General features: G+C 68.8%; 24 protein-coding genes. 13 read left to right on the forward strand and 11 right to left on the reverse strand.

All coding sequences use genetic code 11. The features are described 5' to 3' along the window. Positions 1-10: 10 nt before the first annotated feature. The 3 genes from ACN0TP_RS04135 to ACN0TP_RS04145 are packed head-to-tail and all read right to left on the reverse strand — an operon-like array spanning position 11 to position 5,618. Complete coding sequence (locus tag ACN0TP_RS04135; protein WP_417217008.1) at positions 11-1,609, reverse strand: DUF5719 family protein; 1,599 nt, start codon at positions 1,607-1,609, stop codon at positions 11-13. Beyond that, a complete protein-coding gene (locus ACN0TP_RS04140) occupies positions 1,606-5,127 on the reverse strand; it encodes a glycosyltransferase (protein ID WP_417217488.1) in 3,522 nt (1,173 codons plus the stop codon). The genes ACN0TP_RS04135 and ACN0TP_RS04140 overlap by 4 nt, the downstream gene beginning before the upstream one ends. Continuing rightward, positions 5,073-5,618 carry a WhiB family transcriptional regulator gene (locus ACN0TP_RS04145; protein ID WP_417217011.1) on the reverse strand — a complete coding sequence of 182 codons (546 nt, stop codon included), beginning with the start codon at positions 5,616-5,618 and terminating at the stop codon, positions 5,073-5,075. The genes ACN0TP_RS04140 and ACN0TP_RS04145 overlap by 55 nt, the downstream gene beginning before the upstream one ends. Positions 5,619-5,924: 306 nt before the next feature. Here ACN0TP_RS04145 and ACN0TP_RS04150 point away from each other — a divergent pair, with 306 nt between their 5' ends. Further along, positions 5,925-6,662, forward strand: coding sequence for a TIGR03089 family protein (locus ACN0TP_RS04150; protein WP_417217014.1), 738 nt, complete (start codon positions 5,925-5,927; stop codon positions 6,660-6,662). 10 nt (positions 6,663-6,672) lie between these two features. Here the strand turns inward: ACN0TP_RS04150 and ACN0TP_RS04155 are convergent, their stop codons facing one another. Continuing rightward, the gene (locus ACN0TP_RS04155) at positions 6,673-7,236 is read right to left on the reverse strand and encodes a GtrA family protein (RefSeq protein WP_417217016.1); all 564 of its coding nucleotides are present in this window, start codon (positions 7,234-7,236) and stop codon (positions 6,673-6,675) included. A 191-nt stretch (positions 7,237-7,427) separates the two neighbouring features. Between ACN0TP_RS04155 and ACN0TP_RS04160 the strand changes: the two genes are divergently transcribed. From ACN0TP_RS04160 to manA, 4 genes are all read left to right on the forward strand, one after another. Continuing rightward, on the forward strand, positions 7,428-8,618 hold the full coding sequence (locus tag ACN0TP_RS04160) for a 5-(carboxyamino)imidazole ribonucleotide synthase (RefSeq protein WP_417217019.1): 1,191 nt from the start codon (positions 7,428-7,430) through the stop codon (positions 8,616-8,618). Continuing rightward, positions 8,615-9,151 carry a 5-(carboxyamino)imidazole ribonucleotide mutase gene (gene purE / locus ACN0TP_RS04165; protein ID WP_417217021.1) on the forward strand — a complete coding sequence of 179 codons (537 nt, stop codon included), beginning with the start codon at positions 8,615-8,617 and terminating at the stop codon, positions 9,149-9,151. The genes ACN0TP_RS04160 and purE overlap by 4 nt, the downstream gene beginning before the upstream one ends. A 3-nt stretch (positions 9,152-9,154) precedes the next feature. Continuing rightward, a complete protein-coding gene (locus tag ACN0TP_RS04170; protein WP_417217023.1) occupies positions 9,155-10,813 on the forward strand; it encodes an LCP family protein in 1,659 nt (552 codons plus the stop codon). Positions 10,814-11,052: 239 nt separating this feature from the next. Next, positions 11,053-12,312: a mannose-6-phosphate isomerase, class I gene (gene manA, locus ACN0TP_RS04175; protein WP_417217026.1), complete on the forward strand. Its 1,260-nt coding sequence runs from the start codon at positions 11,053-11,055 to the stop codon at positions 12,310-12,312. 89 nt (positions 12,313-12,401) lie between these two features. Here the strand turns inward: manA and glpX are convergent, their stop codons facing one another. Continuing rightward, positions 12,402-13,424 carry a class II fructose-bisphosphatase gene (gene glpX, locus ACN0TP_RS04180; RefSeq protein ID WP_417217028.1) on the reverse strand — a complete coding sequence of 341 codons (1,023 nt, stop codon included), beginning with the start codon at positions 13,422-13,424 and terminating at the stop codon, positions 12,402-12,404. A gap of 133 nt (positions 13,425-13,557) precedes the next feature. On the opposite strand from glpX, the gene ACN0TP_RS04185 reads away from it, so the two are divergent. The 5 genes from ACN0TP_RS04185 (at position 13,558) to ACN0TP_RS04205 (ending at position 18,864) form a co-directional block, all read left to right on the forward strand. Beyond that, positions 13,558-14,166, forward strand: coding sequence for a DUF4245 domain-containing protein (locus ACN0TP_RS04185; RefSeq protein WP_417217030.1), 609 nt, complete (start codon positions 13,558-13,560; stop codon positions 14,164-14,166). A 31-nt stretch (positions 14,167-14,197) separates the two neighbouring features. Then, positions 14,198-14,836, forward strand: coding sequence for a carbonic anhydrase (locus tag ACN0TP_RS04190; RefSeq protein ID WP_417217033.1), 639 nt, complete (start codon positions 14,198-14,200; stop codon positions 14,834-14,836). A 75-nt stretch (positions 14,837-14,911) separates the two neighbouring features. After that, positions 14,912-16,330: a class II fumarate hydratase gene (locus ACN0TP_RS04195; RefSeq protein ID WP_417217036.1), complete on the forward strand. Its 1,419-nt coding sequence runs from the start codon at positions 14,912-14,914 to the stop codon at positions 16,328-16,330. 139 nt (positions 16,331-16,469) lie between these two features. Beyond that, positions 16,470-17,162 (forward strand): TetR/AcrR family transcriptional regulator, encoded by a 693-nt coding sequence (locus ACN0TP_RS04200; RefSeq protein WP_417217038.1) that lies wholly within the window; start codon positions 16,470-16,472, stop codon positions 17,160-17,162. Between the two features lie 37 nt (positions 17,163-17,199). Further along, the gene (locus ACN0TP_RS04205; protein WP_417217041.1) at positions 17,200-18,864 is read left to right on the forward strand and encodes an MDR family MFS transporter; all 1,665 of its coding nucleotides are present in this window, start codon (positions 17,200-17,202) and stop codon (positions 18,862-18,864) included. 111 nt (positions 18,865-18,975) lie between these two features. On the opposite strand, the gene ACN0TP_RS04210 is transcribed toward ACN0TP_RS04205, so the two are convergent. The 4 genes from ACN0TP_RS04210 to ACN0TP_RS04225 all read right to left on the reverse strand — a co-directional run bounded on the left by ACN0TP_RS04210 (position 18,976) and on the right by ACN0TP_RS04225 (position 21,394). Beyond that, a complete protein-coding gene (locus ACN0TP_RS04210) occupies positions 18,976-19,794 on the reverse strand; it encodes a family 1 encapsulin nanocompartment shell protein (protein ID WP_417217043.1) in 819 nt (272 codons plus the stop codon). Beyond that, on the reverse strand, positions 19,791-20,207 hold the full coding sequence (locus ACN0TP_RS04215) for a hypothetical protein (RefSeq protein WP_417217046.1): 417 nt from the start codon (positions 20,205-20,207) through the stop codon (positions 19,791-19,793). Before ACN0TP_RS04215 ends, ACN0TP_RS04210 begins: the two co-directional genes overlap by 4 nt. A gap of 205 nt (positions 20,208-20,412) precedes the next feature. After that, positions 20,413-20,883, reverse strand: a complete 471-nt coding sequence (locus ACN0TP_RS04220) for an NUDIX hydrolase (protein WP_417217048.1) — start codon at positions 20,881-20,883, stop codon at positions 20,413-20,415. Positions 20,884-20,887: 4 nt separating this feature from the next. Further along, positions 20,888-21,394 (reverse strand): prepilin peptidase, encoded by a 507-nt coding sequence (locus tag ACN0TP_RS04225; protein ID WP_417217051.1) that lies wholly within the window; start codon positions 21,392-21,394, stop codon positions 20,888-20,890. Positions 21,395-21,457: 63 nt separating this feature from the next. Here ACN0TP_RS04225 and ACN0TP_RS04230 point away from each other — a divergent pair, with 63 nt between their 5' ends. Both ACN0TP_RS04230 and ACN0TP_RS04235 read left to right on the forward strand, forming a co-directional pair. Then, the gene (locus tag ACN0TP_RS04230; protein WP_417217054.1) at positions 21,458-22,354 is read left to right on the forward strand and encodes a hypothetical protein; all 897 of its coding nucleotides are present in this window, start codon (positions 21,458-21,460) and stop codon (positions 22,352-22,354) included. A 25-nt stretch (positions 22,355-22,379) separates the two neighbouring features. After that, on the forward strand, positions 22,380-22,949 hold the full coding sequence (locus ACN0TP_RS04235) for a DapH/DapD/GlmU-related protein (protein ID WP_417217057.1): 570 nt from the start codon (positions 22,380-22,382) through the stop codon (positions 22,947-22,949). Here the strand turns inward: ACN0TP_RS04235 and ACN0TP_RS04240 are convergent. Beyond that, positions 22,946-24,304, reverse strand: coding sequence for a PhoH family protein (locus ACN0TP_RS04240; protein WP_417217489.1), 1,359 nt, complete (start codon positions 24,302-24,304; stop codon positions 22,946-22,948). The genes ACN0TP_RS04235 and ACN0TP_RS04240 overlap by 4 nt on opposite strands. A 344-nt stretch (positions 24,305-24,648) precedes the next feature. Next, the gene (locus tag ACN0TP_RS04245) at positions 24,649-25,410 is read right to left on the reverse strand and encodes an isoprenyl transferase (RefSeq protein ID WP_417217059.1); all 762 of its coding nucleotides are present in this window, start codon (positions 25,408-25,410) and stop codon (positions 24,649-24,651) included. Positions 25,411-25,565: 155 nt separating this feature from the next. Here ACN0TP_RS04245 and trhA point away from each other — a divergent pair, with 155 nt between their 5' ends. Beyond that, positions 25,566-26,222, forward strand: coding sequence for a PAQR family membrane homeostasis protein TrhA (gene trhA, locus ACN0TP_RS04250; RefSeq protein WP_417217062.1), 657 nt, complete (start codon positions 25,566-25,568; stop codon positions 26,220-26,222). Positions 26,223-26,227 lie beyond the last annotated feature (5 nt).

Here is a 26,227-nt window from a genome sequence, read left to right on the forward strand (position 1 = left end):
ACCGGCCCGCTCAGTAGCGCAGGTCCACGGGCACGGCGCGCGGGCCCTGCGTGGCCGGCGGCAGTGCCAGCGACGAGATGTCGGTGGAGCCCCGGGTGGCCAGGAGGCTGCCGTAGACGGGATCCCCACTGGCGCTGAGGGTCAGCGCGACGACGTCATCGCCCAGCGAGTCGAGCTTGCGCACCGCAGTGGTGCCGGCCGAGACCTTCACGGTGGTCGGCTTGCCCACCACACCGTGGGAATCGATGGGGCGCAGTTCGACGCTGGCCTGCCCGTCGGGCGCCGAGAGCACCAGGTTCGATGCGGCACCCTGGGGCAGGGCCACGAGGTGTTCCCCGCCCAGCCGCCGTGCGGCGCCGGTCCAGGCAGCATCGGTGCGTTCCTTGGCCTTGGTCCCCCGGGTCACCTTCACGGAGGCGGCGACGGGTTCCTCCGAGTCGACGACTGCCGTGTAGGTTCCCGCGGGGACGCCGGTCAGCGCGACGGAGGTCGTGGCCCCGGCGGCAGCGGTGTACTGCCCGTCGCTGGGCAACGGCACCTCGCCCTTCGGGCCGACGAGGCGGACCTTGACCCGCTGGTCGGCCGTCCCGGGGACGGTCAGCGACAACGTCGGGGCAGCATCCCCATAGCCCTTCTGCGAGGTGATGTCCTTCTGGGTCTTTGGAGCCTGGATGTCTACGCCCGGGACGACCTGGCGTTCGCCGGGAGCGGCTGCCGGACCGATGTAGTCCACTCCCCCGGGCGTCAGGCCCCGCAACACGCTTTGCTGGATGACCGCGGTGACCGGGGCGCCCGTGGAGGTCGCCTTGACGGACAGTGACTTCTCCCCCGCGGCCAGGCCAGCCAGGACGATCGAGGTGGATTGGCCCGGGGCAATGACGATGCCGCGCGTGTTTCCGGCCTCGATGCGGCCCTTGGCCCCGAAGAGGTCCAGATCCACGGTGGAGGGCGTTGCCGACGGGTTGGCCAGGGTCAGCAGGGCGGTGCTGCCGACCGTCGTGGAGGCGCCGGTCAGCCACTGCTCGCTGGACGGCGCCTGGCAGGTGGCCGCCGCCAGGCCGGCCAGGTCGCCATCTGCCGCGACGTAGCTGCGCACGGCGCCGGCGGTGGACTGCTGCCCACCCAGCGGCTGGACGCGCAAGACGGTGGCTCCGGTCTCCCGGACGCCCGAGGCGGTGCGGGCCTCGCGTCCGGTGAAGCCGTTGTCATTGGTGGATTTCTCCTGCTCGGCGGCTTCCGTGGGCAACCGGTCGGCCAGGGTGCGCACCGTGGATCCGTCCAGCTGCTGCAGCCGGGCACCGGGCAGACGCTTGGCGGCGTCGCCCAGGATGGCGGCGCGGATCGTGGTGGACGCCGATTCCGAGTCGGGGGCAAAAGCGGGGTCGGTGCCCTGGTCCGCGGCGCCTTCGACGAGGCGGGCCGTGGCCGGGCACTGGGCGATGAAGTCGCTGGCCGGGACGCCGACCTGGGGCACCGCCACCGCGTCCGGTCCGGTCGGGGAACCGTTGAGCGATCCAGCGGCGATGCCGCCGCCGGTCGCCACGATCAGGAGGGCACCCAGGGATACGGCGGCGGCGCGGCCGCGGCGGGCGGGACGGGGACGGGTCATGGTCGCTGCTCCTCGGGTTCCGGACCGCGCCGGGGGACGGCGTCGCCGTCGTCCTCATCGTCCAGGTACTCGTTGTTGGTCTCGTCGATGTCGCGCACCGATTCGGCGCTGCCGGTGGTCCTGAACTCCTCGACGCGTCGGGTCGCGAACCGGCGGCTGGCGGGGATGGGGATGACCAGCAGCACCGCGATCGCGAAGACCAGGATGACCAGGATCCGCAGGGGCAGCGCATACGGGCTGGTGTAGCGGATGCTCAGGTCGCCGGCGGCGGCGGGGAGCTCGAAGGCCTGCGCCCAGCCGTTGGTGGTGGCCTTCAGGGCCTTGCCGTCGTAGGTGGCGTGCCAGCCTGGATCGGCCTGGGCGGCCACCACCACGGTGCGGCCCGGGGCTCCGTTGGGAACCTTTTCCCGGGTGACCTGGCCGGCGGAGGAGCCGAAGAGCGCCGTCGTCGTGCCCGACTTGTCCAGCAGGCGGACCCGTGCGGTGGAGTCAGTGGGGTTGTCGGCCGACGCGATCTTTTCCGCGGGGGCCACCCGCCACAACCAGCCGGAATCGGTGTATCCGACGGGGGCCAGGCCCGGGACGCCGTCGAGCCGGCCCGCCGCGACGGTGGATTCACGCGGTGCCTGCAGGACCACGAAGCTGACGCCGAAGCGGGCGAGGTCCTCGCGCGGGTCGATGGACTGGCCACTGGCCAGGATCGCCACGACGCGGCGCAGTGCCGTGGCGGCCTCCCCGTCCCCGGTGACCTGCGGATCCGTGAGGCTGCCGCCGAGTCGCGAGGCGGCCGAGACGGCCGAGAGCTGGTCCAGGCCCATGCCGGCGCCGGTCATCAGGGTGGCGCTCATGCCGCCGGTTTCGCCCTCCGGGGCCAGCACCAGGGTGCGGTCCTGCAACGGGGACGTTCCGCGGTCCGCGGCAGTGGCCGGCAGGGTCCGCGCCGGGGCGGGGACCACGCTCTGGCCGAGGCCGAAGTCGGTGCGGCCGGCGTCGGCTTCCTGGCCCGCGTCGACGGTGCGCGGGACGAGCCAGAGCGTCCCGGCGACGGTGGCCGACGCCAGGACCAGGACGACGGACGCGGCAAAGGCAGGTGCGACCACGGCGCGCAGGCGGGTCGAACCCGCGTGGCGGATGCTGCGCATCCAGTCGAGACCGCCGACGGCAGCCAGCAGGACGGCCAGGGCGAAGACCGAGACGAAGGGGCCGGTGAAGGGGGTGACGGGTTCACCGGCGGCCAGCCCGAACGGGATGGCCTGCACGGCAAAGCCGGCCGCCAGGGCCAGCAGGCCGGCGATCCAGGCCGCCCGGATGATCGAGCCGCGTCGCCCACGCCGCAGGAGCCCGACCAGGGCCAGCAGCAGCACGGGGGCGCCGACGACCAGGGCCGCCACCAGGGCCCACGGGCCGGGCAGCAGGTCCCCGGCCCATCCCAGGCCGTTGGCTCCGGCCAGCGGGTCGAAGGCCACCGGGAAGCCCAGGGCCTGCTGCCACAGCGGGGCCGCTTCGAAGGGCTGCAGGACCCCGGGGTCGGCCAGCAGCACGCGCGGATTCACCAGCGCGGCCGGCACCGAACCCAGGGCCAGGACCAGCGCGGGAACGGGTGTCCACCACAGCGTGCGGGCCCGGGCGCGCAGCGGAACGGCGAAGACGATGACCACCAGCACGGCGGGCACCAGCAGGACCGGGGCGGCAGCTGTCACGGCGGCCAGGGCCAGCGAGGCACCGGCGGCAGCGGTCCAGGAGGGGACGCCGTGCAATCCCGCCTTCGATGAGGCGGCATCCGGAGTGGGGACGGCATGCTGTTCGGCACGCGGTCGTCCGCCGCCGACGGCACGGATCATGCCCAGGGCGACCAAAGGGAGCAGCACGTGCACCACGATGGCACCGGGCCGGCCTGATCCGAGGGCGACCTGAAGGGCAGGTGCCAGGGACCAGATGATGGCGCCGAGCATCCGTGCCGTCCGGCTGGCGGTGATGGTGCCCACCGCGCACCAGGCGAAGAGGGCGGCCAATGGCATGGCGGCCAGGTACAGCACGACCATCGCGGTGTTTGGTGCCCCGAAGCCCAGCAGGGCCAACAGGCCCAGGACGGCATCGAACGGGTCGCCGTGGCCGGGCCATCCGGTGCCGACGTCCTGCCACCAGCCGGTGGCATGTCCCCAGATGCCCCCCAGGGTGTCCGAGACCGGGAGCATCGAGCCACCGGCCAGCGCCCCGGCTCCGAAGAGGGTGCGCAGCCCCAGCAGGGCCAGGACGGCGGCGACCAGAATGGCGATGACGGCGCTGACGGAGGCGCTGGTGCGGTTCGGGGCGGCGATGGCTGCGAAGTCATCCGAGTTGTCCCCGGAGGGGTTGGACGCCTCGGAGACGCCACCGGACCCGTCGCCGTGCACGCTGCTGGTGCCCGTGGCCTGGAGCAGGTTGCGCCGATGGGCCCAGACTTCACGTCGTGGCACCATCAATGGCCGCACGATCGACCGGGAGACGGTACGGGTGCGCCGGGCGCCGCGTCGGGAGGCGCGCAGGGCCACCGGGGAGAACACGGCGGCCAGCGTGCTGCTGAGCTGGCCGAACCCGAAGGCGGGGTCCTTGGCCAGCAGGGAGCCGATGAGCCGGAGGAGGGCACCGAAAATGGCGCCGATGGCGACGAAGGGGACCTTCCAGGCGGCGGTGTGCTTCAGCCGGAGGTAGACCTCGGCCCGGCGGCCGGCCAGCGGGCCGGCCACGGAGCGGACGGTGTCGGCCGCGTGGTACATCTTCGCTGCGGGAACGACGACCACGCGGTTCCCCGCGAGGCGGTTGCGCCAGCACAAATCCAGGTCGTCGCCGAGTCCGGGCAGCGCGGGGTCGAAGCCACCGAGCTCCTCCCAGACGTCGCGCCGCACCAGCAGGCCGGCGGAATTGACGGCGAACCGGTCCGAGCGGGAGTCGTACTGGCCCTGGTCGAGTTCGTCGACGTCGATCATCGTCAGGCGTTCGCCCCACCGGCTGACGCCCAGGCCGACATCGACCAGGCGTCGTGGACTGTCGCGGTCGAGTTGCTTGCAGCCGGCAATGGTGACGGCTGGCGCCGTTTCGACGGCTTCCAGGAGGGCAGCCAACGCCCCGGCATCGGGTGCCGAGTCGTCGTGGATCAGCCAGATCCAGTCCTGGATCTCCGCCTGGACCTGCGGGAGGTTCTCCGTCGTCGTGCGGTCCCCAGCCCGGCGTGGCAGCGCATCGGCACCGGTGAGCCCGGCGCGCACGGATGCGCCAAAGCCGCGTGGGCGGGCCTTGACCAGGGGGCTGCCGGCGGGGAGTGCCTCGGCGAGGATCCGGGCGGAGTCGTCCTGGGAACCCGCGTCAACGCCGATGAAGTGGTCCACCGGCCGGGTCTGGTTCGCCAGTGCCTGCAGGGTCGCCGGAAGAAAGCGTTCCCCATCGTGGGCGACGAGGACGGCCGTGACGCGTACTTGCGAGTGAATCAGACCGCTCGCTTCCTCAGCCGGCGGCGCTCGCGCTCGGAGAGCCCGCCCCAGATGCCGAAGCGCTCGTCATTGGACAGTGCGTATTCCAGACATTCGGAACGGACGTTGCAGGCGCCGCAGACCTTTTTGGCGTCGCGGGTGGATCCTCCCTTTTCCGGGAAGAAGGCCTCGGGATCGGTCTGGGCGCACAGGGCCTCGGTCTGCCATCCGAGTTCGCCTTCGTCCTCGGCACCGGGGAATCCGGGCATGCCGAGCCACAGCTGCTGCTGCGGGTCCACTTCGGCGGGCGCCTGGGCCGGGCGTTCCACGGGAAGGTCCGGAACGGGGGCCAGCAGGGCGGTGGGCGCGTCGGCACCGGTGGCATGCGCCGCGAGGAAGGCGGTGGCCCGGTCCTCCAGGTCCAGCCCGCTGGCGCGGTAGTTCTCGGCCGCCGCGTCGTCTGCAGGGTCAAGGAACCAATCGGCGGGGACTCCGCGGGAGCCGTACCGGGTGGAGGCCTGTTCGGCGTGGCTGGGATCGTGAATGCGCTCTGCGTTCCCCATGATGTGAGCCCTTCCGCTGGTTGACTGTGTCTCGTGGCAGCCCCACACCGTTCCTCGGGACGTGTTGTGTCCGTCGGTCCGTCACCTGGTCGTGTGGGCCACGACTTCATCCGTAGTCTGGAAAAAGCCGCTTCGCCATCTAATTACAATGGTGTAACTCACGCCAGTCAAGTGGAGTGGGGGATTCTAGCCACGGATGCGACCCATTTCATGCCGCAACACGCCCGGCTGGCATCGGCCCCGACGGGCGTGTCCGGCACTCCCGCGGATTATCAGCGTTTTCACAGTTTCGAGAGGAACCCACCCATGGCCACCGATACCGATTCGTTAGATTTTACGGAACGGCTGCTCGCCCGGCACCGCGGCTCGGCCGCTCCCCTGCTGACCTGGTACGGCGATCCCGGCGAACGTGTGGAGCTGAGCGGCCACGTGTTCGACAACTGGGTGGCCAAGTCAGCCAACCTGCTCAGCGAGGAGTACGACGCCGGCCCCGGCACCCGGGTCCTCGTCGACGTCCCGGCACATTGGAAGTCACTGGCCATCGGCTTCGCCGTGCTGGCCACCGGGGCCGAGATCCTGGTGCCCTCCACCGCCCCGGCGGGTTCCGCGGGTTCCGCGGGTGAACCTGATCTGGTGGTCACCGATGATCCGCTGGCTGCCGCCGAGGCCCATCCGCAGGCCGAGATCATGGCGGTGGCACTGGGGGCCCTGGCGCTTTCGTTCCCCGGGGCGCTGCCCTCCGGCGCGCTGGACTACGCCAGCGAGGTCCGCGGATTCGGTGACTATTTCCTCGCCGATCCCGTGCCGTCGACGGCACCGGCCCTGACCGTGGTGGACGGATCCGAGGCGCTGGACTACTCCGGGCTCTTCGGCGTTGATGCCGCCGAGGGAACCGCCCTGCTGGGCCCGGGCGCCGACTATTCGGTGGCGCTACGCGTTGCCATCCAGCAGTGGAACGGAACGTCTCCCCTGGTCCTGCTGGGCGCCGGCGCCACCGCGACGCAGCGGATCCTCGACGACGAACGCGTCCTCCGGCGGCCCTGAGGCCCCGCCGTTACGGGCGCCCGGTGCCTGCCGGGTCCCCGTCCTGGTCGCCGGTTCCGGGAACCGGGGTGGCGTGCGGGGCACCCGGGCCGAGCAGCTCATGGTCGTGGTCGAAGCCGGGCTCGGCGTCAAGCTCTTCGGTGAACACCCAGAACCGGTAGGCGAAGAAGCGGAAGATCGTGCCCAACACCAGGCCGACGACGGATCCGGCGATGAACAGGCTCGTTGAATCGGTCAACCCGATCCAGTATTTGGTCACCCACACACAGGCGGCGGCGATGAACAGGCCGATGCCGTTCATGATGATGAACAGGATCAGCTCCCGCACCACGGAGGCACGACGGCGATGGCGGAACGTCCAATAGCGGTTGGCCACCCAGGAGAACATCGTCGCGACCATGCCGGCGACGATCTTCGCCTTGACCTCCGAGCCGTGCATCGGGCCGTTCATCATCCAGAGGAAGATTGCGGTGTCGATGATGAAGGCGACACCACCGACGACGCCGAACTTCATGACCTCCCGCCACAGCATGGTGAATAGGCCGCGGCATTTTTCCGCAATCGCGTTGAGCATGTTCCTCCACTGACAGTGTTTGGGGCGGGCAAAAACCCTGGACGACAGGGCCCCGCAGGTGCCGGCGCGGTATGCCACACGACGCAGCCAGCCCTTCATTCTATCGCCAGCGCCTCAAAGTTTCCTGACAAATGCCCGGCTCGGGCCCCGTCGCGCCCGGGCGACGGCCCCTGGTTCGGTACCCTGAAGGGGTGAATTTTCCTGTGATTGGCGTGGTCGGCGGCGGCCAACTTGCCCGAATGATGGCCCCCGAGGCAACGAATCTCGGCTTCCACCTGCGCGTCCTGGCCGAGGCCGCGGACGTCTCGGCCGTGGCAGCCGTGTCCGAAGCCCCCGTCGGTGACTACCGCGATCTGGCCACGCTGCGCCAGTTCGCTGCAGGGGTCGACGTGCTGACCTTCGACCATGAGCACGTCCCCAACGAGCATCTGCAGGTGCTCATCGAGGAGGGCGTCAATGTCCAGCCGCGGCCGGCGGCGCTGATCCATGCCCAGGACAAGCTGGTCATGCGCGCGGCCATCGAACGGCTCGGGCTCCCCAACCCCTCCTGGGCCGGCGTGGCCTCGGTGGACGAACTCATCGCCTTCGGCCACTCCATCGGCTGGCCGGTGGTCCTGAAGACACCCCGTGGTGGATACGACGGCAAGGGAGTGCGCATGCTCGATACCGCCGACGACGCCCGGAACTGCGCCGACTGGTTCGCCGACGGGAGCACCCTGCTGGCCGAGGAGAAGGTCGACTTCAGCCGTGAGCTCTCGGCCCTGGTCGCACGCACCCCCTCCGGGCAGACGCGCAGCTGGCCGGTGGTCCACACCATCCAGGTCGATGGTGTCTGCGACGAGGTCATTGCCCCGGCCCCCGGGCTCGATCCCTTGGCCGCACAGGCCGCCGCCGACGCCGCCCAGCACATCGCCACCGAATTCGCGGTGACCGGGGTCATGGCCGCGGAACTCTTCGAGACCCCGGGGCGCGGCCCGGGCTTCGTCATCAACGAATTGGCCATGCGGCCACACAACACGGGCCACTGGACCATGAATGGTTCGGTGACCAGCCAGTTCGAACAACATCTGCGCGCCGTCCTGGATCTGCCGTTGGGTGATACCTCGGCACTCGCGGAGGTCACCGTGATGAAGAACTTCCTCGGAGGCGCCAACGCCGACCTCTATTCCGCCTTCCCCGCTGCCCTGGCCGCGCAGCCCCGCGCCAAGGTCCATGCCTACGGAAAGTCGGTGCGCCCGGGTCGGAAGATCGGGCACGTCAATGTCCTGGGCACCCCCGGCCAGACAGTGGACGACGTCCGCCATGCAGCCTCGCAGGCGGCGACCATCATCCGCGACGGCGCCACGCCGGACGCAGCCAGCAAAGGAGCCCCGCCCCGATGAGCACCCCGCAGCCCCTGGTCGGCGTCGTCATGGGATCCGATTCCGACTGGCCCGTGATGCGCCTGGCCGCAGAGGCACTGGCCGAATTCGACATCCCCTTCGAAGCCGACGTCGTCTCCGCCCACCGCATGCCCGAGGACATGATCGCCTACGGCAAGGAGGCCCATGAACGCGGGATCCGCGTCATCATCGCCGGAGCCGGCGGCGCGGCCCACCTGCCCGGCATGCTCGCGGCCGTCACCCCCCTGCCGGTGATCGGGGTGCCCGTCCCGTTGAAGACCCTCGACGGCATGGATTCGCTGCTTTCGATCGTGCAGATGCCCGCCGGGGTTCCGGTGGCCACGGTCTCGATCGGCGGCGCCCGCAATGCCGGCCTGCTGGCCGTCCGCACCCTGGCCAGCGGCACCGACGAATTGGCCCGCCGACTGCGGTCCGGGCTCGTCGATTTCGCTGCCGACCTGCGCCACCAGGCCTCGGACAAGGGCGCCCGGCTGCGCCAACGCGTTGCCGACGAGTTGGGCCAGGGTTCCTGATCCATGGCCGAACACAACCTCACAGATGCCCGCAGGCACAACCCCGTCCGCGATCCGGAACAGGCCTCAGCGAAGACCCGCACCAAGCGCGCCTTCTTCCTGCTGGCGCTGACCGTTTTCATCCCCGGCGGCGCCCAGGTCGTCGCCGGAAACCGCACCCTGGGCCGGCGCGTCCTGGCGGTCACCCTGACCTGTTGGGCGGTTCTGGTGGTCGCCCTCGTGGTCGCCCTGGTCAACCAGGGCCTGGTCATCGAGGTGCTGGCGCGCCCGATCGTCCAACTGGTCCTGGCCATCGTCCTGGCCGTCCTGGCCATCGGGTGGGTCCTGATGTTCATCAACACGCTGGTCATCATCAGGCCCGGCCTGCTGGCACCGGGCATGCGGGGCATCGTCGCCGCCTGCACCGTTGTGCTGATGGTCATCACCGGTGGTGCCCTGGGGTACGGCTCGTTCGTGTTGAACACCGGGCGCGACACCATCCAGAACGTCTTCGCCTCCGGCCCCTCGATGGACCCGGTGGATGGCCGCTACAACATCCTGCTGATGGGCGGCGACGCCGGGGCCGACCGGGTGGGCCTGCGCCCCGACTCGATGACGCTGGTGAGCATCGACGCCAAATCCGGACGCACCGCGCTGATCTCCATCCCCCGCAACCTGCAAAACGCCCCCTTCCCCGCTGACTCCCCGCTGCGCAAGGTCTTCCCCGCCGGCTACAACTGCGGAGACGAATGCATCATCAACTCGCTGTACCCGGTGGTGGAGGAGAAATACGCCGACTTGTATCCGGGCAAGAAGAACCCCGGAGCCGAGGCCATGATGGACGCCGTCACCGGGATCACCGGGGTGAAGGTGCAGTCCTACGTCGTCGTGGACATGGGAGGGTTCTCCTCCTTCATCGACGCCATGGGCGGGGTGACCGTCGATTCGGGCGGCTGGGTTCCCTACAACGCCAAGAAGTGGCCGGGAACCGATATCCGGACCCACTGGTTCTCCCCCGGGGAACACCAGTTCACCGGCAAGCAGGCCCTCTGGTTCGCCCGCTCGCGGGACTTCACCACCGACTACCACCGCATTCGCCGGCAGCAGTGCCTGCAGCAGGCCATGATCAACCAGTTCAAGCCATCGACGGTGCTGACCAAGTTCTCCGGCATCATGTCGGCGGGCGAGGACCTCGTGGAGACCGACATCCCGCAAGCCCAGCTCGGCAGCTTCATCAACCTGGCCAACAAGGCGCGCAAGACCCCGTTCAAGCGGCTGACGCTGGGGGCTCCGGACTTCAGCACGAAGTTCTCCACGTTCCCCGACTTCGGCCTGATCCGCACACGCGTCGATGCCTTGCTGCAGGAGGCCACGAAAGAAGGCGCCGCGGCCGCTGAGAAGTCGAAGAAGGCAGCCGCGGCCTCCAAGGCGGCGGCCAAAAAGTCCGCCGGGGACTCCTCCCAGGGATCGGACCCGACCAACGCTGCCACGAAGTCCGCCACGGATGCCGGATCGATGACCCAGGAGGAGATCGAGCCCGGGTCCAACCCGAACTCGGTGCCCGTCACGCAACCTGACGGTTCCCCGATCACGGAGAAGTACCTGGTCCAGCTCGAGCTCAACGGACAGCGGACCCTGATCTCGGAGATCGCGGCGAACAACAACGAGTGCCAGGCACCGTAGGGGGCGCACGCGGTGCCGGCGGACGCGACGCGCGTTGACGGCCGGCACCCATCGTTTCCCGACAGGGACAGCGGGGTTAACCTTCCGGACGCCGGCCCGTGCCACGCTCGGCGGACGCTCCCCCGTTCCCCGTCCGTGGCCCCAGGCACGCGCCGGCCATCCGGCGGCCGCTGCGGGCCGACGTCCTCTGGCCTAGATTGGGGGTAGCGCCCGCAACCACGCAGACCCGAAGGAGCCGCATGTACCGCCTGAGCAACACCGTGAGGGACTATCCGTGGGGGTCGAGAACCGCGATACCCGAGCTCCTCGGCCTGGCGGCCACCGGCGGACCGGCCGCCGAGATGTGGATTGGCGCGCACCCCGATTCCCCCTCGGAGGCCAGCCACCCCGACCAGCCCGGGACGACCCCCCTCGATGCGCTCGTGGCCTCCGATCCTGCCCGCTTCCTCGGGCAGGACACCGCCGGGCGCTACGGCCGGCTGCCGTTCCTGACGAAGATCCTCGCAGCCGACCAGCCGCTGTCGCTGCAAGTGCACCCCACACTGGACCAGGCACGCAATGGGTTTGCCGCCGAGGAGTCCGCAGGGGTCGATCGTTCCGCACCGCACCGCAACTACAAGGACGACAACCACAAACCGGAAATCATCTTTCCGCTCACCGAGTTCTCCGCCCTGTGCGGGTTCCGCGAGGCCTCCGCGACCGCGGCGCTGTTTGGCTGGCTGGCCGACACGATCGAGTCCGACCCCGACCTGTCGGATGAGGGCGGGCAGGCGGCCGCCGCCGCCCGGCGCACGGCGGCCACGCTGGCCCAGGACGACCTGCGCGGGGCCTTCACCGACCTGCTCTCCGGCGGGACCGCCGTCGTCCAGCTGGTCGCCCTGGCCGCCGAAGCCGTGTCCTGCGGCCGACACGCGGTCCAGGACCCGGGCCTCGCCGAACTTGCCTCCCTGGCGGGGTTTCATCCCGGCGACCCGGGCGTCCTGGTCTCCCTCATGCTCAACCACCTGACCCTGCAACCGGGACAGGCGGTCTACCTGCCCGCGGGGAACATCCACGCGTACCTGCGCGGGCTTGGCGTGGAGGTGATGGCCAGTTCGGACAACGTGTTGCGCGGCGGGCTGACCGGCAAGCACATCGATCTTCCCGAACTCATGGACACCGTCGACTTCACCAGTCTCGGGGTTCCCTACCTCGAGCCCGAGGAGGGTCCGCTGGGCCAGGAACTCTACCGGCCGCCCTTCGACGAGTTCCAGCTCCAGCGCATCGCCTTCCCGGGCGAGAAGACCATGGCCGACGACGATGTCGCGGTGTCGCAGCAGGGGCCGGTGACCGTGGTCTGTGTTGCCGGTGAAGTGCTGCTGGATTCGCCCCAGGGGGACCTGCTGCTGGCGCGCGGGGACTCGGTGTTCATCCCGGCCAACGAGGCACCGGTGATCGCCCGGCATCAGGGCGGTGCCCCCGTCCTGGCCTTCGCCGTCACCACGTCAGAGCGCAGCTAGGGCCGCCGATCCCCCGGCCCCGAGCCAACGGCAACGGCGCCTCCCCGAGGGGAGGCGCCGTCGTCGTGCACTAGTGATTCTGGTACGGATCAGCGGGTGTAGGGCTCCCACTTGCGTGACTGGTGCTCGCCCTCGACCGTGCGGATGGTGCCGGACTTCGAGCGCATGACGATGGAGTGCGTGTAGATCTTGTCGTTCTTGTAGCGCACGCCGCGCAGCAGGTCGCCGTCGGTGATGGCCGTCATCGCGAAGTAGCAGTTGTCGCTGGTGACCAGGTCGTTGGTGGTCAACACCCGGTCCAGGTCGTGTCCGGCGTCGAGCGCCTTCTGCTTCTCGGCGTCATCGGTGGGCCACAACCGGCCCTGGATGACCCCACCCAACGCGCGGATGGCGCAGGCGGTGACGATGCCCTCGGGGGTGCCGCCGATGCCCATGAGCGCGTCCACTCCGGATCCCTCGCGGGTTGCGGCGATGGCGCCTGCGACGTCGCCGTCCATGATGAACTTGGTGCGCGCACCGGCCTCGCGGATCTCCTGGACCAGCTTCGTGTGCCGCTCGCGGTCGAGCACGCAGACGGTGATCTGGTTGATCGGCTTGTTCTTCGCCTTGGCGATCAGGTACAGGTTCTGCTTCACGGGCAGGCGCAGGTCCACCAGTTCGGCGGCCTCCGGTCCGGTGACGAGCTTCTCCATGTAGAACACCGCCGAGGGGTCGAACATGGATCCGCGTTCCGCCATGGCCAGCACGGCGACCGAGTTGTTGATGCCCAGCGCTGTCAGCCGGGTGCCGTCGATCGGGTCGACGGCGACGTCGACCTCGGGACCGGTGCCGTCACCGACCTGCTCGCCGTTGAAGAGCATCGGCGCCTCGTCCTTCTCGCCCTCGCCGATGACGACGGTGCCGCTGACGGACACCGTGGAGAGCAGCGAACGCATGGCGTCGACGGCTGCGCCGTCGGCCGAGTTCTTGTCGCCGAATCCAACCCAGGGGCTGGCGGCGATGGCCGCAGCTTCCGTCACGCGCACCAGTTCCAGCGCCAGGTTGCGGTCCGGTTCGGCGTCGCCAACGGACAGTCGGGGGGACAGGTGGGCAAAATTAGTGGCTTCTGTCACGGTTTTCCTCGTCGTCGAGTGGGTGTGGATGCCAGGGGCAACACCTCCCACCTTATCGGGTGGATCGCTCCATGGCGGGGTGATGACCGACACCCCGTCACGGCACTGGAGGAAAATCGGGGACAATGGAGGGGTGAGTGAAGCACCCCAGAAGGATCCAGAGACCGACGAGGCGCCGGTGACACCGGTGCTGACGCCTGCCCAGGCCAAGCGAGCCAACCAATCGCTGAAGGGCATGGTCATTTCCGTGCTGCTCACCGTCGCGGTCGCCGTGCCCGTCGTCTTGCTGAATCCCCCCAGCAACGCCGAACAGTTCAAACCCGACGTGAACGTCTCGGCGGTGGCCTCGCAGGCGGGCCAGACGGCCGACTTCACTCCCGTCTCCCCCACCATGCCCGAGGGCTGGTACCCGAACTTCGCCCGGTGGACCGCCGGCACCGCGGACATGATCGACTACTGGGACTTCGGCTATGTCACCGACGAGGAGGGCTTCGTCGAGGTCCGTCAAACCGGCGACGCGACCCCCGGATGGATCGCCCAGATGACAGGGGACGCCACGTCCGCGGGCACCGTCGACGTGGACGGGACCTCCTGGAAGGCCCTGGCGAAGGACTCCCAGGTGACCTGGGTCCACGAGGACAAGGACTCCACGATCCTGCTCACGTCCGACTCCGGTACCGAAGTGCTGCGTCAGAGCGCACGGGCCGTCATGCAGGAGCTGGACGGCGCAACGAAAAAGTAGGAGCCGGCGGCCGCAGGAGTAGTCTCATTCCATGCCTAACGAACCGATCGAATCCACACCCGCCACCCTGACCCCCGCTGAAGCGTGGCGCAAGCTGCGCGAGGGCAACGAACGTTTCATCTCAGGAACCACCAACCACCCGAACCAGGATGCCGAGCGCCGGTCGGCGCTGGTCAACACCCAGCACCCGTTCGCCGTGATCTTCGGCTGCTCCGATTCTCGTCTGGCGGCCGAGATCATCTTCGATGTGGGCCTCGGCGACGTCTTCGTCGTGCGCACCGCCGGCCATGTCCCCGACGATGCGGCCCTGGGCTCGCTGGAATACAGCGTCGCCCTGCTGCATGTTCCGCTGATCGTGGTCCTGGGCCATGACAGCTGCGGCGCCGTGACGGCCACGATGGAGTCCTTCGAATCCGGGACGATGCCCCCGGGATTCATCCGCGACCTGGTCGAGCGCATCACCCCGTCGGTCATCACCGCCCAGCGGGCCGGCATCACCGACGTGAACACCACGGTCGAGGAACACGTCAAGCAGTCCACGCACCGGCTCGTGGACAGCTCGAAGATCATCTCCGACGCCGTCGACGCGGGCGAGACCGCGGTCATCGGCGTGACCTACCGCCTGGAAGAGGGCAAGGCCGAGGTCGTCTCGGGGTTCGGCAACCTCTGACCCCCGGGCGGCGGTGTGGCCCATCTGACGCCGCCGCCGCCCCCTCCGGCGGCTGCGGCGGCGTAAGGTGAAGTCATGGCTAGCAAGGATGACTTCCGCATTGAACACGACACGATGGGCGAGGTCCGGGTTCCGGCCGACGCCCTCTACAGCGCCCAGACGCAGCGCGCCGTGGAGAACTTCCCGATCTCCGGCAAGACGCTCGAGCGCCGCCACATCCAGGCCCTGGCCCGGGTGAAGCGCGCCGCCGCACTGGCGAACTCCGAGCTCGGGGTGCTCGACGAGGAGGTCGCGCAGGCGATCGTCTCCGCCGCCGAGCACGTCGCCGGCGGCGAGTACGACGACCAGTTCCCCATCGACGTCTTCCAGACCGGTTCCGGCACGTCATCGAACATGAACACCAACGAGGTCCTCGCCGCCCTGGCCAACCAGTCGCTCGAGGCCGCCGGCAGCGGGACCCGGGTCCACCCGAACGACCACGTCAACGCCTCGCAGTCCTCCAACGACGTCTTCCCCACCTCGGTCCACGTCGCCGTCACCGATGCCCTGCTCAACGACCTGGTCCCCGCCCTGGGGCACCTGGCCGACAGCCTGGGCCGCGAGGCGCAGGAGTTCGCCGACGTCGTGAAGTCAGGGCGCACGCACCTCATGGACGCCACCCCGGTGACCCTGGGCCAGGAGTTCGGCGGCTATGCCGCACAGATGCGCTACGGCGTCGAGCGCATCGAGGCCTCCCTGCCCCGCGTGGCAGAGGTTCCCCTGGGCGGCACGGCCGTCGGCACCGGCATCAACACCCCGGCTGGCTTCCCGCAGCGGGTCATTGCCCTGCTGGCCGAGGACACCGGGCTGCCGCTGACGGAGGCCCGCAACCACTTCGAGGCCCAGGCCAACCGCGACGGGCTCGTGGAGGCCTCCGGCCAGTTGCGCAACATCGCGTACTCGATCATGAAGATCAACAACGACCTGCGGTGGATGGGTTCGGGCCCCAACACCGGCCTGGGCGAGATCGCCATCCCCGACCTGCAGCCCGGCTCCTCGATCATGCCCGGCAAGGTCAACCCGGTCATCAGCGAGGCAGCCATCCAGGTCGCCGCCCAGGTCATCGGCAATGACACCACCGTGTCCCTGTCCTCCACCAATGGCGCGTTCGAGCTCAATGTCGGCATCCCGGTGATGGCCGCGAACCTGCTCGAATCCATCCGCCTGCTGACCAACACCTGCCGCGTCATGGCGGACAAGATGGTCGACGGCATCACCGCCAACGTGGAGCGCGCCCGCTTCCTGGCCGAGGCCTCCCCCTCGATCGTCACCCCGCTGAACAAGTTCATCGGCTACGAAAACGCCGCCAAGATCGCCAAGAAGGCCGTCGCGGAGGGCCTGACGGTCCGCGAGGCGACGGTGGCCCTGGGCTACGTCGAACGTGGCGAACTCACCGAGGAGCAGCTGGACACCGCCTTGGACGTCACCACGATGACCTCGCCCTCGGGCAAGTAGCGGCACCCACCAGCACGACGGCGGAAGGCGGTTCCCGGAACGGGGGCCGCCTTCCGCCATTCCCGGCATCGGCAGCTGTGGCCAAGGCCACACGCCAAAAATTATGCACTCGATATCGAATGGTGCAAAAATGCACTGTATGAACGAAAGTGCAACGGGAGACCTCGGGTCCCGCGAACGACGTCGGCGTGAAACCTATGCCGCGCTGACGACGCACGCCCGCACGTTGACCGCCGACCGTGGACTGAACGGATTCACGATCGAGGAACTGTGTGAGGAGGTCGGGGTCTCCCGGCGCACCTTCTTCAACTACTTCGCCACCAAGGAGGACGCAGTCCTCGGGGCGAAGAGCGCCGACCCGATCGAGCCGTTTGCCGCGGGATTCCTGGCCTCCGGGCCGGCAGCCGCGGTCGACGGCTCGGGGTCGGTCCCCCCGGTGGCCCTGAAGGACGCCCTGCTGGAACTGTTCATCGAGGCCTTCGCCACCCTGGACATCCCCCGTGCCGACGTCCACGATTTCATGCGGGCCATGCACGCGGAACCCGCGCTGATGCGGCGCATGGCCGACTCGGCGAGGCACCGCCAACGGGCGCTGGCCGAGTTGATCTGCCAGCGGGAGGGCCTGGAAGCCGACGATCCCTACGGCGAACTGGTCGCCCTGCTCGTCTCGCATCTGGGCATGGCCAGCTTCCAGCAGTTCATCGGACACGATGGCTTCTGCTCCGCCGATCCCGGCCCCGAGGCCAGCGAATCGGACGATGAGGCCCGCACCCGGCTGGCCGCCATCCTCACCTCGAACTTCTCCCACGCGTCACGGCTCTTCGGGGCCTGAACCGCCGACGGATCACACCACAGAACCAAGGAACCCCATGAGCACTATCGCTCCCCCGCAGCCTTCCGGGCCGCTCGCGCTGACCCAGCGGCGCATCTGGATCATCTTCTCGTCGCTGATCGCCGGGATGCTGCTCTCCAGCCTCGACCAGACCATCGTCTCCACCGCGATGCCCACCATCGTCGGCGAACTCGGCGGCGTCGAACACCAGGCCTGGATCACCACCGCCTACCTGCTGGCCACCACCATCGTCATGCCCATCTACGGCAAATTCGGCGACGTGCTCGGCCGGCGCAACCTCTTTCTCATCGCGATCGGCATGTTCACCCTGGCATCGGTCGGCGCCGCGTTCGCCGGCACCTTCTGGGTCTTCGTGTTCTTCCGTGCCCTGCAGGGGCTGGGCGGCGGCGGGCTGATGATCCTCTCACAGGCCATCATCGCCGACATCATCCCCGCCTCCGAGCGCGGAAAGTACATGGGACCGCTCGGCGGCATCTTCGGCCTCTCGGCCGTTGCGGGTCCCCTGCTCGGCGGGTTCTTCGTGGACCACCTGACCTGGCAGTGGGCGTTCTACATCAACATCCCCATCGGCATCGCGGCCTTCGCCATCGCCTGGTTCGCGTTGACCCTGCCGAACAAGAAGGCCACCCGCCGCATCGACATCGCCGGCGTCGTGTTCCTGTCCATCGCCACCACCTGCCTGATCTTCTTCACCGACTTCGGCGGCAGCGCCGACCACGGCTGGGCAGCCACCTCGACCTGGATGTGGGGGGCCGGCCTGCTGGTCGCCGCCGCGGCGTTCATCGTCGCCGAGCTGCGCGCCGATGACCCGATCATCCCGTTGTCGCTGTTCCGCAACCGGGTGTTCGTCACGGCCACCGCCATCGGCTTCACGCTGGGGCTGGGCATGTTCGCTGCCATCGCGTTTGTCCCCACGTTCCTGCAGATGTCCTCGGGCACCTCCGCTGCGGTGTCGGGGCTGCTGATGCTGCCGATGATGGCCGGCATGATGGGAACGTCCATCTGGTCGGGCATCGCGATCTCCAACTCCGGCAAGTACAAGGCCTACCCGATTGCCGGAACCCTGCTCACCGCAGCCGCGATGCTGGCGATGACCACGCTGAGCGCCGACACTGCGCTGTGGCTGATCTGCGTGTTCCTGTTCTTCTTCGGTGCCGGGTTGGGCCTGATCATGCAGGTCGTCGTCCTGGTCGTGCAGAACGCAGTGGGTGCCGAGATGGTGGGAACCGCGACCAGCACGAACAACTACTTCCGCGAGGTCGGTGCCTCGCTGGGTGTGGCGATCTTCGGCGCCATCTTCACCAACAACCTCTCGGAGAAGCTCACCGCCGTGTTCACCGGCGCCGGGGCCTCCCCCGCGGACGCCGGGCAAGCGACGGCGACCCTGGATCCCTCGGTGATGGACAAGCTCCCCCCGGCGTTGAAGGACGGCATCGTCACCGCCTACGCGGATTCGCTGGCGCCGGTGTTCTGGTACCTGATCCCGTTCATCCTCATCGCGTTCGTGCTGGCACTGCTCCTGAAGCAGATCCCCCTGTCACACACCTCGGGCATGGTCGCCCGCGGCGAGGCAGTCTCCGGAGACGAGGCCCTGAAGCTCGAGGCCGAACAACGTGCTGCCCGGCTCTCCACGTCCTCCACTACCCCGGAGTCCCCCCGGTCCCCGGAGCAGGACGGCTAGTCCCGCGGCACCCGGACACGGGTGCCCGCCAGTGCGCCGGCGTCGCTCCTCCAGTCCGGAGGGTGCGACGCAGGCGCATTGGGGCGACCTGCGGGAACGGTGCCCCGCGGCTCAGTCCCCACCCGAGGTCAGGTGCACGGCTGCTTCCGGGGTCGCGACCCGGAAACTGAAGCTCTGCTCCAGATACAGGTGCACGTCATCGGCGTCGTGGTGGCTGTAGCCAATGGAGAGATCCTGCCCGGACTCGAACAGGAAATCCCCGCCCCGCAGGCTCATCACCACCGCGCCACGCACTCCGGGAGCCCACACGATCGGGCCCTCCAGGATCCGGCGGAGGTGTTCGGAGAGCAGGTATCCGCCGCGTTCGGTCGCCTGGACGACTGCGGTGTAGTGCCCCGGGCCCAGGGCCAGGCCGAAGGGCCCGGAGATTCCTTCCTCCAGGAGCAGGTCCACCGCGCGGGCCACGCGTTGCGGGTAGTCCGAAAAGTGCTCCACCCGTGGAACGGTGGGCAGCGAGGTCGCCTGCGTGATGCCGGTGATGTTGGCCTGGCGCCACCCATGGAACACCGTGCGGTTCTCGGCGCTGGCGATCTGCACGGCGGCCATGTCGAGATTGGCCAAATCCACGTCGGCTGCCCCGCGTTCGCCGTCGAGCAGTTCCTCCCGGGACACCGTGAAGTCCACGCGCATCTCGGTCAGCGGCAGGACTCTGCGTCGCCGCGCGACAATGCCCTCGTCGTCGGGGCCGGGCAGCCGTTCGGTCCGGCCGAGGTTGGTCGATGAATGGTCCCATCCCAGGGGTCCGGTGAAGTCGATGAGCTTGCGTGCTCCCAGGGTGGTGGTGAGCCGGTCCCTGGCCTCGTCGTCGAGCAGCTTCCAGCCGGCCTCGGTGATGGGGGCCAGCTCGCGGTGCAGGTGGTTGGTGGTCATGACGCACTTCCTTTCAACGAGCCGATTCCGAGGGATCCGCCGCCTGGCGGGGAAGCCGGGGCGTCCTGCGGGGTGGTCGCACCATCCGGCGATCCGCCGGATCCGGCGGCCTCCTCGGCGGCCGTGCCGTTTTCAACGATGTCGCCGCCGCGGAACAGGGTCCCCCGGGCCGTCTGGCCCCACTTGGGTTTGGTCCGGAACAGGTATTCCAATTCCATGCAGAAGTGCTTGAACTCCTCGCCCAAGGAGTCCTCCATGATGGCGCGGGCGACAGGGTCCGTCTCGAGCGAGATCCGCTGCTCGTACCAGCCGATGGCCTCGGCTTCCTCGGTCAGGTTGGCGCACATGCGCGCGAAGGTCCGGGTCTCCTCGGACAGTTCGGCGGGTGGTTCGTGGTACTGCTCGAATCCCATGGTTTCCCCTTCCGATCGCGCCGACCGGAGCTGCTGCACCGGTGGCGACCTGTGGCGGCTTCCGTGACGCCAGCCTAGACCCGTGCGCTGGCCATGACCATGGCCGGGATCAGTTTCCGGCCAGGCGGCCGAAAGGGTGGCCCGTGACGCCAAGGCCCTCGGATCAGACGGGCGCGGAACCGCGCGGCGGGACCGATGGCGGCGGTCAGCGCACGAAGTGCGCGGCCGACTCCGCCGAACGCGCCCAGTCGACGGCCCTGGCGTGCTTGGGTGGCAGGACGGGGCGTTCGTCGTCGGTGAACCATTCGACCTTGGTGTTCTCGTCGTCGTTCACCCGGGCCGTTCCGCGGAGGTAGCGGCAGGCGAACACCAGGTCCAGGTACTGGGCGTGATCCCCGTTGGGGTAGGTCACCGGGTCGGTGGTGCCGATCCCCGCCAGGCGGTCGACGGCGACGTCGACCCCTGTCTCCTCCAGCACCTCCCGCACTGCGGTGGCCGCCGGCTCCTCCCCGGGCTCGATGATGCCCGCCGGCAACGTCCACTGGCCGTTGTCGGCACGCTTGACGAGCAGCAGGGCACCGTCATCACGGTGGACCACTGCCTTCACACCGGGCAGCCAGAGCGGGTCATTGCCGATCTTCTCGCGCAGGGACAGGATGAATTCGGGTGTGGGCATGTCACTACCCTGCCACGAGAAGTGCAGTGGCGGTTCCGGCAATCATGTAGGGCCCGAAGGCCAGGGAGGTCTTCAACCCCGCCCGGCGCAGGATGATGAGCACCAGCGCCACCACTGAACCCAGCAGGAACGCCAGCAGGGTTCCCAGCAGCACGTGCGGCCACCCCAGGTATCCCAGGTAAAGCCCCAGGATGCCAGCCAGTTTCACATCGCCCATCCCCATGCCCCGCGGTTGGATCAGATGCAGGAGCAGGTAGAAGCCGAAGAGCGCGAGACCTGCGAGCAGGACACGCCCCAGTCCCGCCCCATCGCCTGCCAGAGCGGCGGTGGCCAGCAAGAGCACGCCCGCGAACGGGTACCACGGCAGGATGATCCGGTTGGGCAGCACATGGGTGCGGGCATCGATCCAGGCCAGGCGGGCACCGTTGACCAGGAACAGGACACACGCCAAGACCAACGTGACCAGGGCCGCCGGCGCGGCATCCCGCAGTGCCTGCATCTCCGCGATCATCCCCTCACGCTAGCCCATCCCGGGCGGGGAACCGGGGGCGGCGTCTAGACTGTGGATATGGACATGTCCTCGACGTCCCCGGCCCCCCGGGGCCCGACTGCGGTCTCCCGCGAGGACGCCGCAGCGTTCCGCCGCCTGTGCAGATCCTCTCCCTGGCGCTGGACCACCCTGCGGTTCGACGCCAAGTGGTTCACCGGCTCCGCCCGGGTACCGTCCACCCCGGAGGAACCCGTCCGGCTCCAGGACGAACACACCCCGCTGGACGCACTCTCCGCCCCGGCAACGGTCCATCGGGACGAGCCCGAGACACCCGAAGCCATCCCCCGGGTCAGCGCCTGGTTGCGCCGGCCGGATGCCCTGCGCATCGAGGACCCCGAGGGGCACCTGCTGTTCAGCACCACGTCGATCAATGCCTCGCGTGACGCCTTCTACGTCTCGGGGAGCCGCGCCTCCTGGCTGCTGCCTCCCCGGCTGGTGGCCCCTGTCTACGACGACGACGGGCTGATCACCCGCCGGCCGGAGGCCGACTACGGCGACCCGGTGTTCGGCGATGCCCGCTGGGCCGCGATGCTCGACCCGGTGGAACTGGGCGGAGACTCCCCGGTCCCGCTGGAATTCCCGCTCTCCAACCGTGTCGAGATCCACGAGCTGGTCCACACGGTGCAGGCCGGACGCCCGGTGGTGGAGGCAGTGGTCTCCCCCAACGTCACCTACGTGGCGCAGGCCGAGGGCTTTCCCCTGCTGGAAGCCGGCAGGACACGTCTGCGGCTCGATCTCGAGACGGCAGTCTGCGTCTTCAGCGAGGCGCTGGACGGCCCCGCCCGCGGCAACGGGCACCAGCTCACCATCCACGCGGTGGACGAGTACATGCTGGATGACCTCTTCGTCGAGCAATCCATGCACCTGACCGATGTGCGGGACCACATCCCTTGGATCATCCGCGGCCGCAACCGCGGCTAGCCATCCGCGACACCGCAAGGACACCATGGAACTCGACGACCTCCTGCAAGCGCTCAATGCCGGCCAGGCGATCCCCGGCGATTCACCCTGGCATCTCCTCATGCACCGGACCAGCCAGGAGGCGTTGCGCATCACCGGCGAACTGAACGGCGGCTACCAGGAGCCGCAACGCGTACGCAAACTGCTCTCCGAACTGACGGGCACGCCCATCGACGAATCCGTCACGCTCTTCCCGCCCTTCTCCTCCGACTTCGGCAAGAACACCCGCATCGGATGCCGCGTCTTCATCAACGCCGGATGCAAGTTCCAGGACCAGGGCGGGATCACCATCGGCGATGACTGCCTGATCGGGCACAACGTGGTCATCGCCACGCTCAACCACGACGTGGCCCCTGGCCGGCGGGCGGACATGCACCCGGCACCCGTGTGGATCGGCCGCAACGTATGGATCGGCGCCAACGCCACCATCCTGCCGGGGGTGACGATCGGCGACGACGCCGTCGTGGCCGCCGCTGCCGTCGTCACCCGCGACGTGCCGGCCAGATCCGTCGTCGTGGGCTCCCCCGCCCGGGTGGTTCGCTCCGTGGACGACTAGGCCCCCGACTCCTCGAGCATGTCGGTCACCAGGGCGGCGATCGGCGAGCGCTCGGACCGGGTCAGGGTGATGTGGCCGAAGAGCGGATGCCCCTTGAGCGTTTCGACCACGGCGGCCACGCCGTCATGGCGTCCCACCCGCAGGTTGTCGCGTTGGGCGACGTCGTGGGTCAGGACGATCTTTGAGTTCTGCCCGATCCGGCTCATCACCGTCAGCAGCACGTTCTTCTCCAGCGACTGGGCCTCGTCGACGATCACGAAGGAATCGTGCAGCGACCGGCCGCGGATATGGGTCAGCGGCAGGACCTCGAGCATGCCGCGGTCGATGACCTCGTCCATGACGTTCTTGGACACCAGCGCACCCAGGGTGTCGAAGACCGCCTGCGCCCAGGGGTTCATCTTGTCGTCCTCGGATCCGGGGAGGAACCCCAGCTCCTGCCCGCCGACCGCATACAGCGGCCGGAAAACCACGACCTTCTTGTGTTCCCCGCGCTCCAGGACCGCTTCCAGGCCGGCGCACAGGGCCAGCGCGGACTTGCCGGTTCCGGCCCGCCCGCCGAGCGAGACGATCCCGACATCGCGGTCCATGAGCAGGTCGATGGCCAGCCGCTGCTCGGCCGAACGCCCATGGAGCCCGAACACGTCGCGGTCACCCTTGACGAGCCGGACGAATCCGTCCGAGCCGACCCGGCCCAGGGCCGAGCCGCGGTTGGAAAGCAGGACCAGCCCCGTGTTGACCGGCATCTCGGCCGCCGCCTCCACCAGGACCGGCTCGTTGTTGTACAGCTCCTCCACGTCGGCGTCCGCGACATCGAGTTCTGCGGTGCCCGTCCACCCGGAGTCGGCGACGAGGCCGTTGCGGTATTCGTCCGCCTGCAGGCCCATGGCCGAGGCCTTCACCCGCATGGGCAGGTCCTTGGAGACCACGGTGACGTCGCGGCCCTCGTCGAAGAAGTTCTTCGCCACCGCGAGGATCCGTGAATCGTTGTCCGCGCCGCGGAAGCCCACCGGCAGCACCTCGGTGGAAATGTGATTCAGCTCGATCCGCAGCGACCCGCCGTCGTCCCCGATGGGCAGGGCCTTGTCCAGGCCCCCGTGTTCGATCCGCAGTTCGTCGAGCAGCCGCAGTGCCTTGCGGGCAAAGTAGCCGACCTCGGGGTCGTGGCGCTTCTTCTCCAGCTCGCTGATGACCACGATGGGGACGATCACCTCGTGCTCGGCGAAACGCAGGACGGCCCGCGGATCGGCGATGAGGACCGAGGTGTCCAGGACGTAGGATTTCGTCCCGACGCTTTGCCGTTGTCCTGCCCCGTGGGCGGCATCCGGGACGGCCCGGTCGGGAGCGGCGGTGGACAGGTGCCCCGCCTTTCCCGCAGTGGTCTCCGCGGCGGCTTCGGATTCGAAGACCGCGATTTCCGCACCGTTCTTGGACTGGGTTTCTACTGCCACGATGACTCCCAACAGGGGCGTTGCGCCCCTAGGTAACCGTTCTGCGGGTGATCCGGTCGGGCCACGGGGCCGGGACCGGCCTCCCCGCGTTGACAGCACGTCTCAACGTTCGGTGGCCTTTCCGCATTGGTGGGCGGGTGTGCCCTCCAATGCCTTCAAGCTAGCCCCGAAAGGTTAAATCCCGGGACCCGACACACCCGGCGGGCATGGATTTGCGGTAACGCGGCGATGAACGACGCCGGTGCCCTGCCTCAGCTGCCGAAACGACGCTGGCGATCGGTGAAGTCACGCAGGGCGCGCAGGAAGTCGACCTTGCGGAAGTCAGGCCAGAGCGCCTCGCAGAAGTAGAACTCGCTGTAGGCGCTCTGCCAGGTGAGGAACCCGGAGAGCCGCTGTTCACCCGAGGTGCGGATGACCAGGTCGGGATCTGGTTGGCCACGGGTGTAGAGGAACCGGGAGATGTCCTCGATCTCCAGGTCGCGGGCCACGTCGGTCAACGTCCGGCCCGAAGCGTCGGCGTCGAGCAGCAGTTCCTTGACGGCATCGACGATCTCACGGCGCCCGCCATAGCCGATGGCGATGTTCACGTGCAGTCCCGCCGCGTCCTTGGAGGACTCGCCCAATGCGTGGAGCTTGTCGGAGAGGTAGTCGGGCAGCTCGTCGTAGGCGCCCATCGGCTGGATGCAGAGATCACGTTGTTCGGCGAGCCGGTCCAGCATGTTGGCGATGATCCCCATCAGCGCGTCCAGCTCGTCATTGGACCTCGACATGTTGTCGGTCGAGAGCATGTACAGGGTGACCGTGCCGATATCCAGTTCCTTGCACCAGCCCAGGAACTCCACGATGTTGTCGGCTCCGGCCTGGTGGCCGTGGGCGGTGGGGGCACCGGCGAGCTTGGCCCAGCGGCGGTTCCCGTCCACGACCATGCCGATGTGCCCGGGCAGCTTCTCGGCCGGGATGTCCTTGGTGAGTACCTTGGCGTAGAGGCGATAGAGGACCTCGGGCAACCGCACGTTGTCCCCTTCCAGTCATTCGGCCGACGCGGACCACCACCGAGCGGTTGCCGCGTCTCTAGGTTACCGGGTGGCCGGACCGGCGTGGCCTACGGCACGCCTGTGGGCCCCTCCAACCCGTCCGGCCGGTGGTTGCCCTCCGTTAGGATCGGCTCATGACGCCTCATCCCCCGCTCGAGGAGACCAAACCGCATCTTCGCGGCTGGATCCATGCCGGAACCGCCCCGTTGGCCCTGGCAGCCGGCGTCGTGCTGGTGGTCCTGGCCCCTGGCCCTGCAGGCAAGATCGCCTCGGCCGTGTATGCGTTCACCGGGTTGCTGTTGTTCACGATCTCGGCGGTGTACCACCGCGGAAATTGGACGCCACAGGTCAAGCGGGTCCTCAAACGGTTGGACCACACGAACATCATGCTGGTGATCGCCGGCTCCTACACCCCCTTGGCCTGGGCCCTGCTCCCGCAGGGCAAGGCCGAGTTCCTGCTGTGGCTGGTCTGGATCGGTGCCATCCTGGGCGTGGCCTTCCGCCTGTTCTGGACCGATGCGCCCCGGTGGCTGTATACACCGGTGTATGTGGCCCTGGGGTTGGCCTGCCTGATCTTCATCGGTGATTTCTTTGCAGCCAGCGTCCCGGCTGCCGTGCTGCTGTGCGCCGGAGGGGCGTTCTACATCGCCGGTGCCGTCTTCTATGCCCTCAAACGGCCGAACATCCACGTCGAGTGGTTCGGGTTCCATGAGCTCTTCCATGCCTTCACCGTCGGCGGGTTCACCTGCCACTACATAGCGATCATGCTGGCCATGCTGGCCGTGCGCTGACCGTC

Origin of the sequence: Arthrobacter sp. (genome assembly GCF_048266065.1) — a bacterium.
Lineage (GTDB): Bacteria > Actinomycetota > Actinomycetes > Actinomycetales > Micrococcaceae > Arthrobacter_H.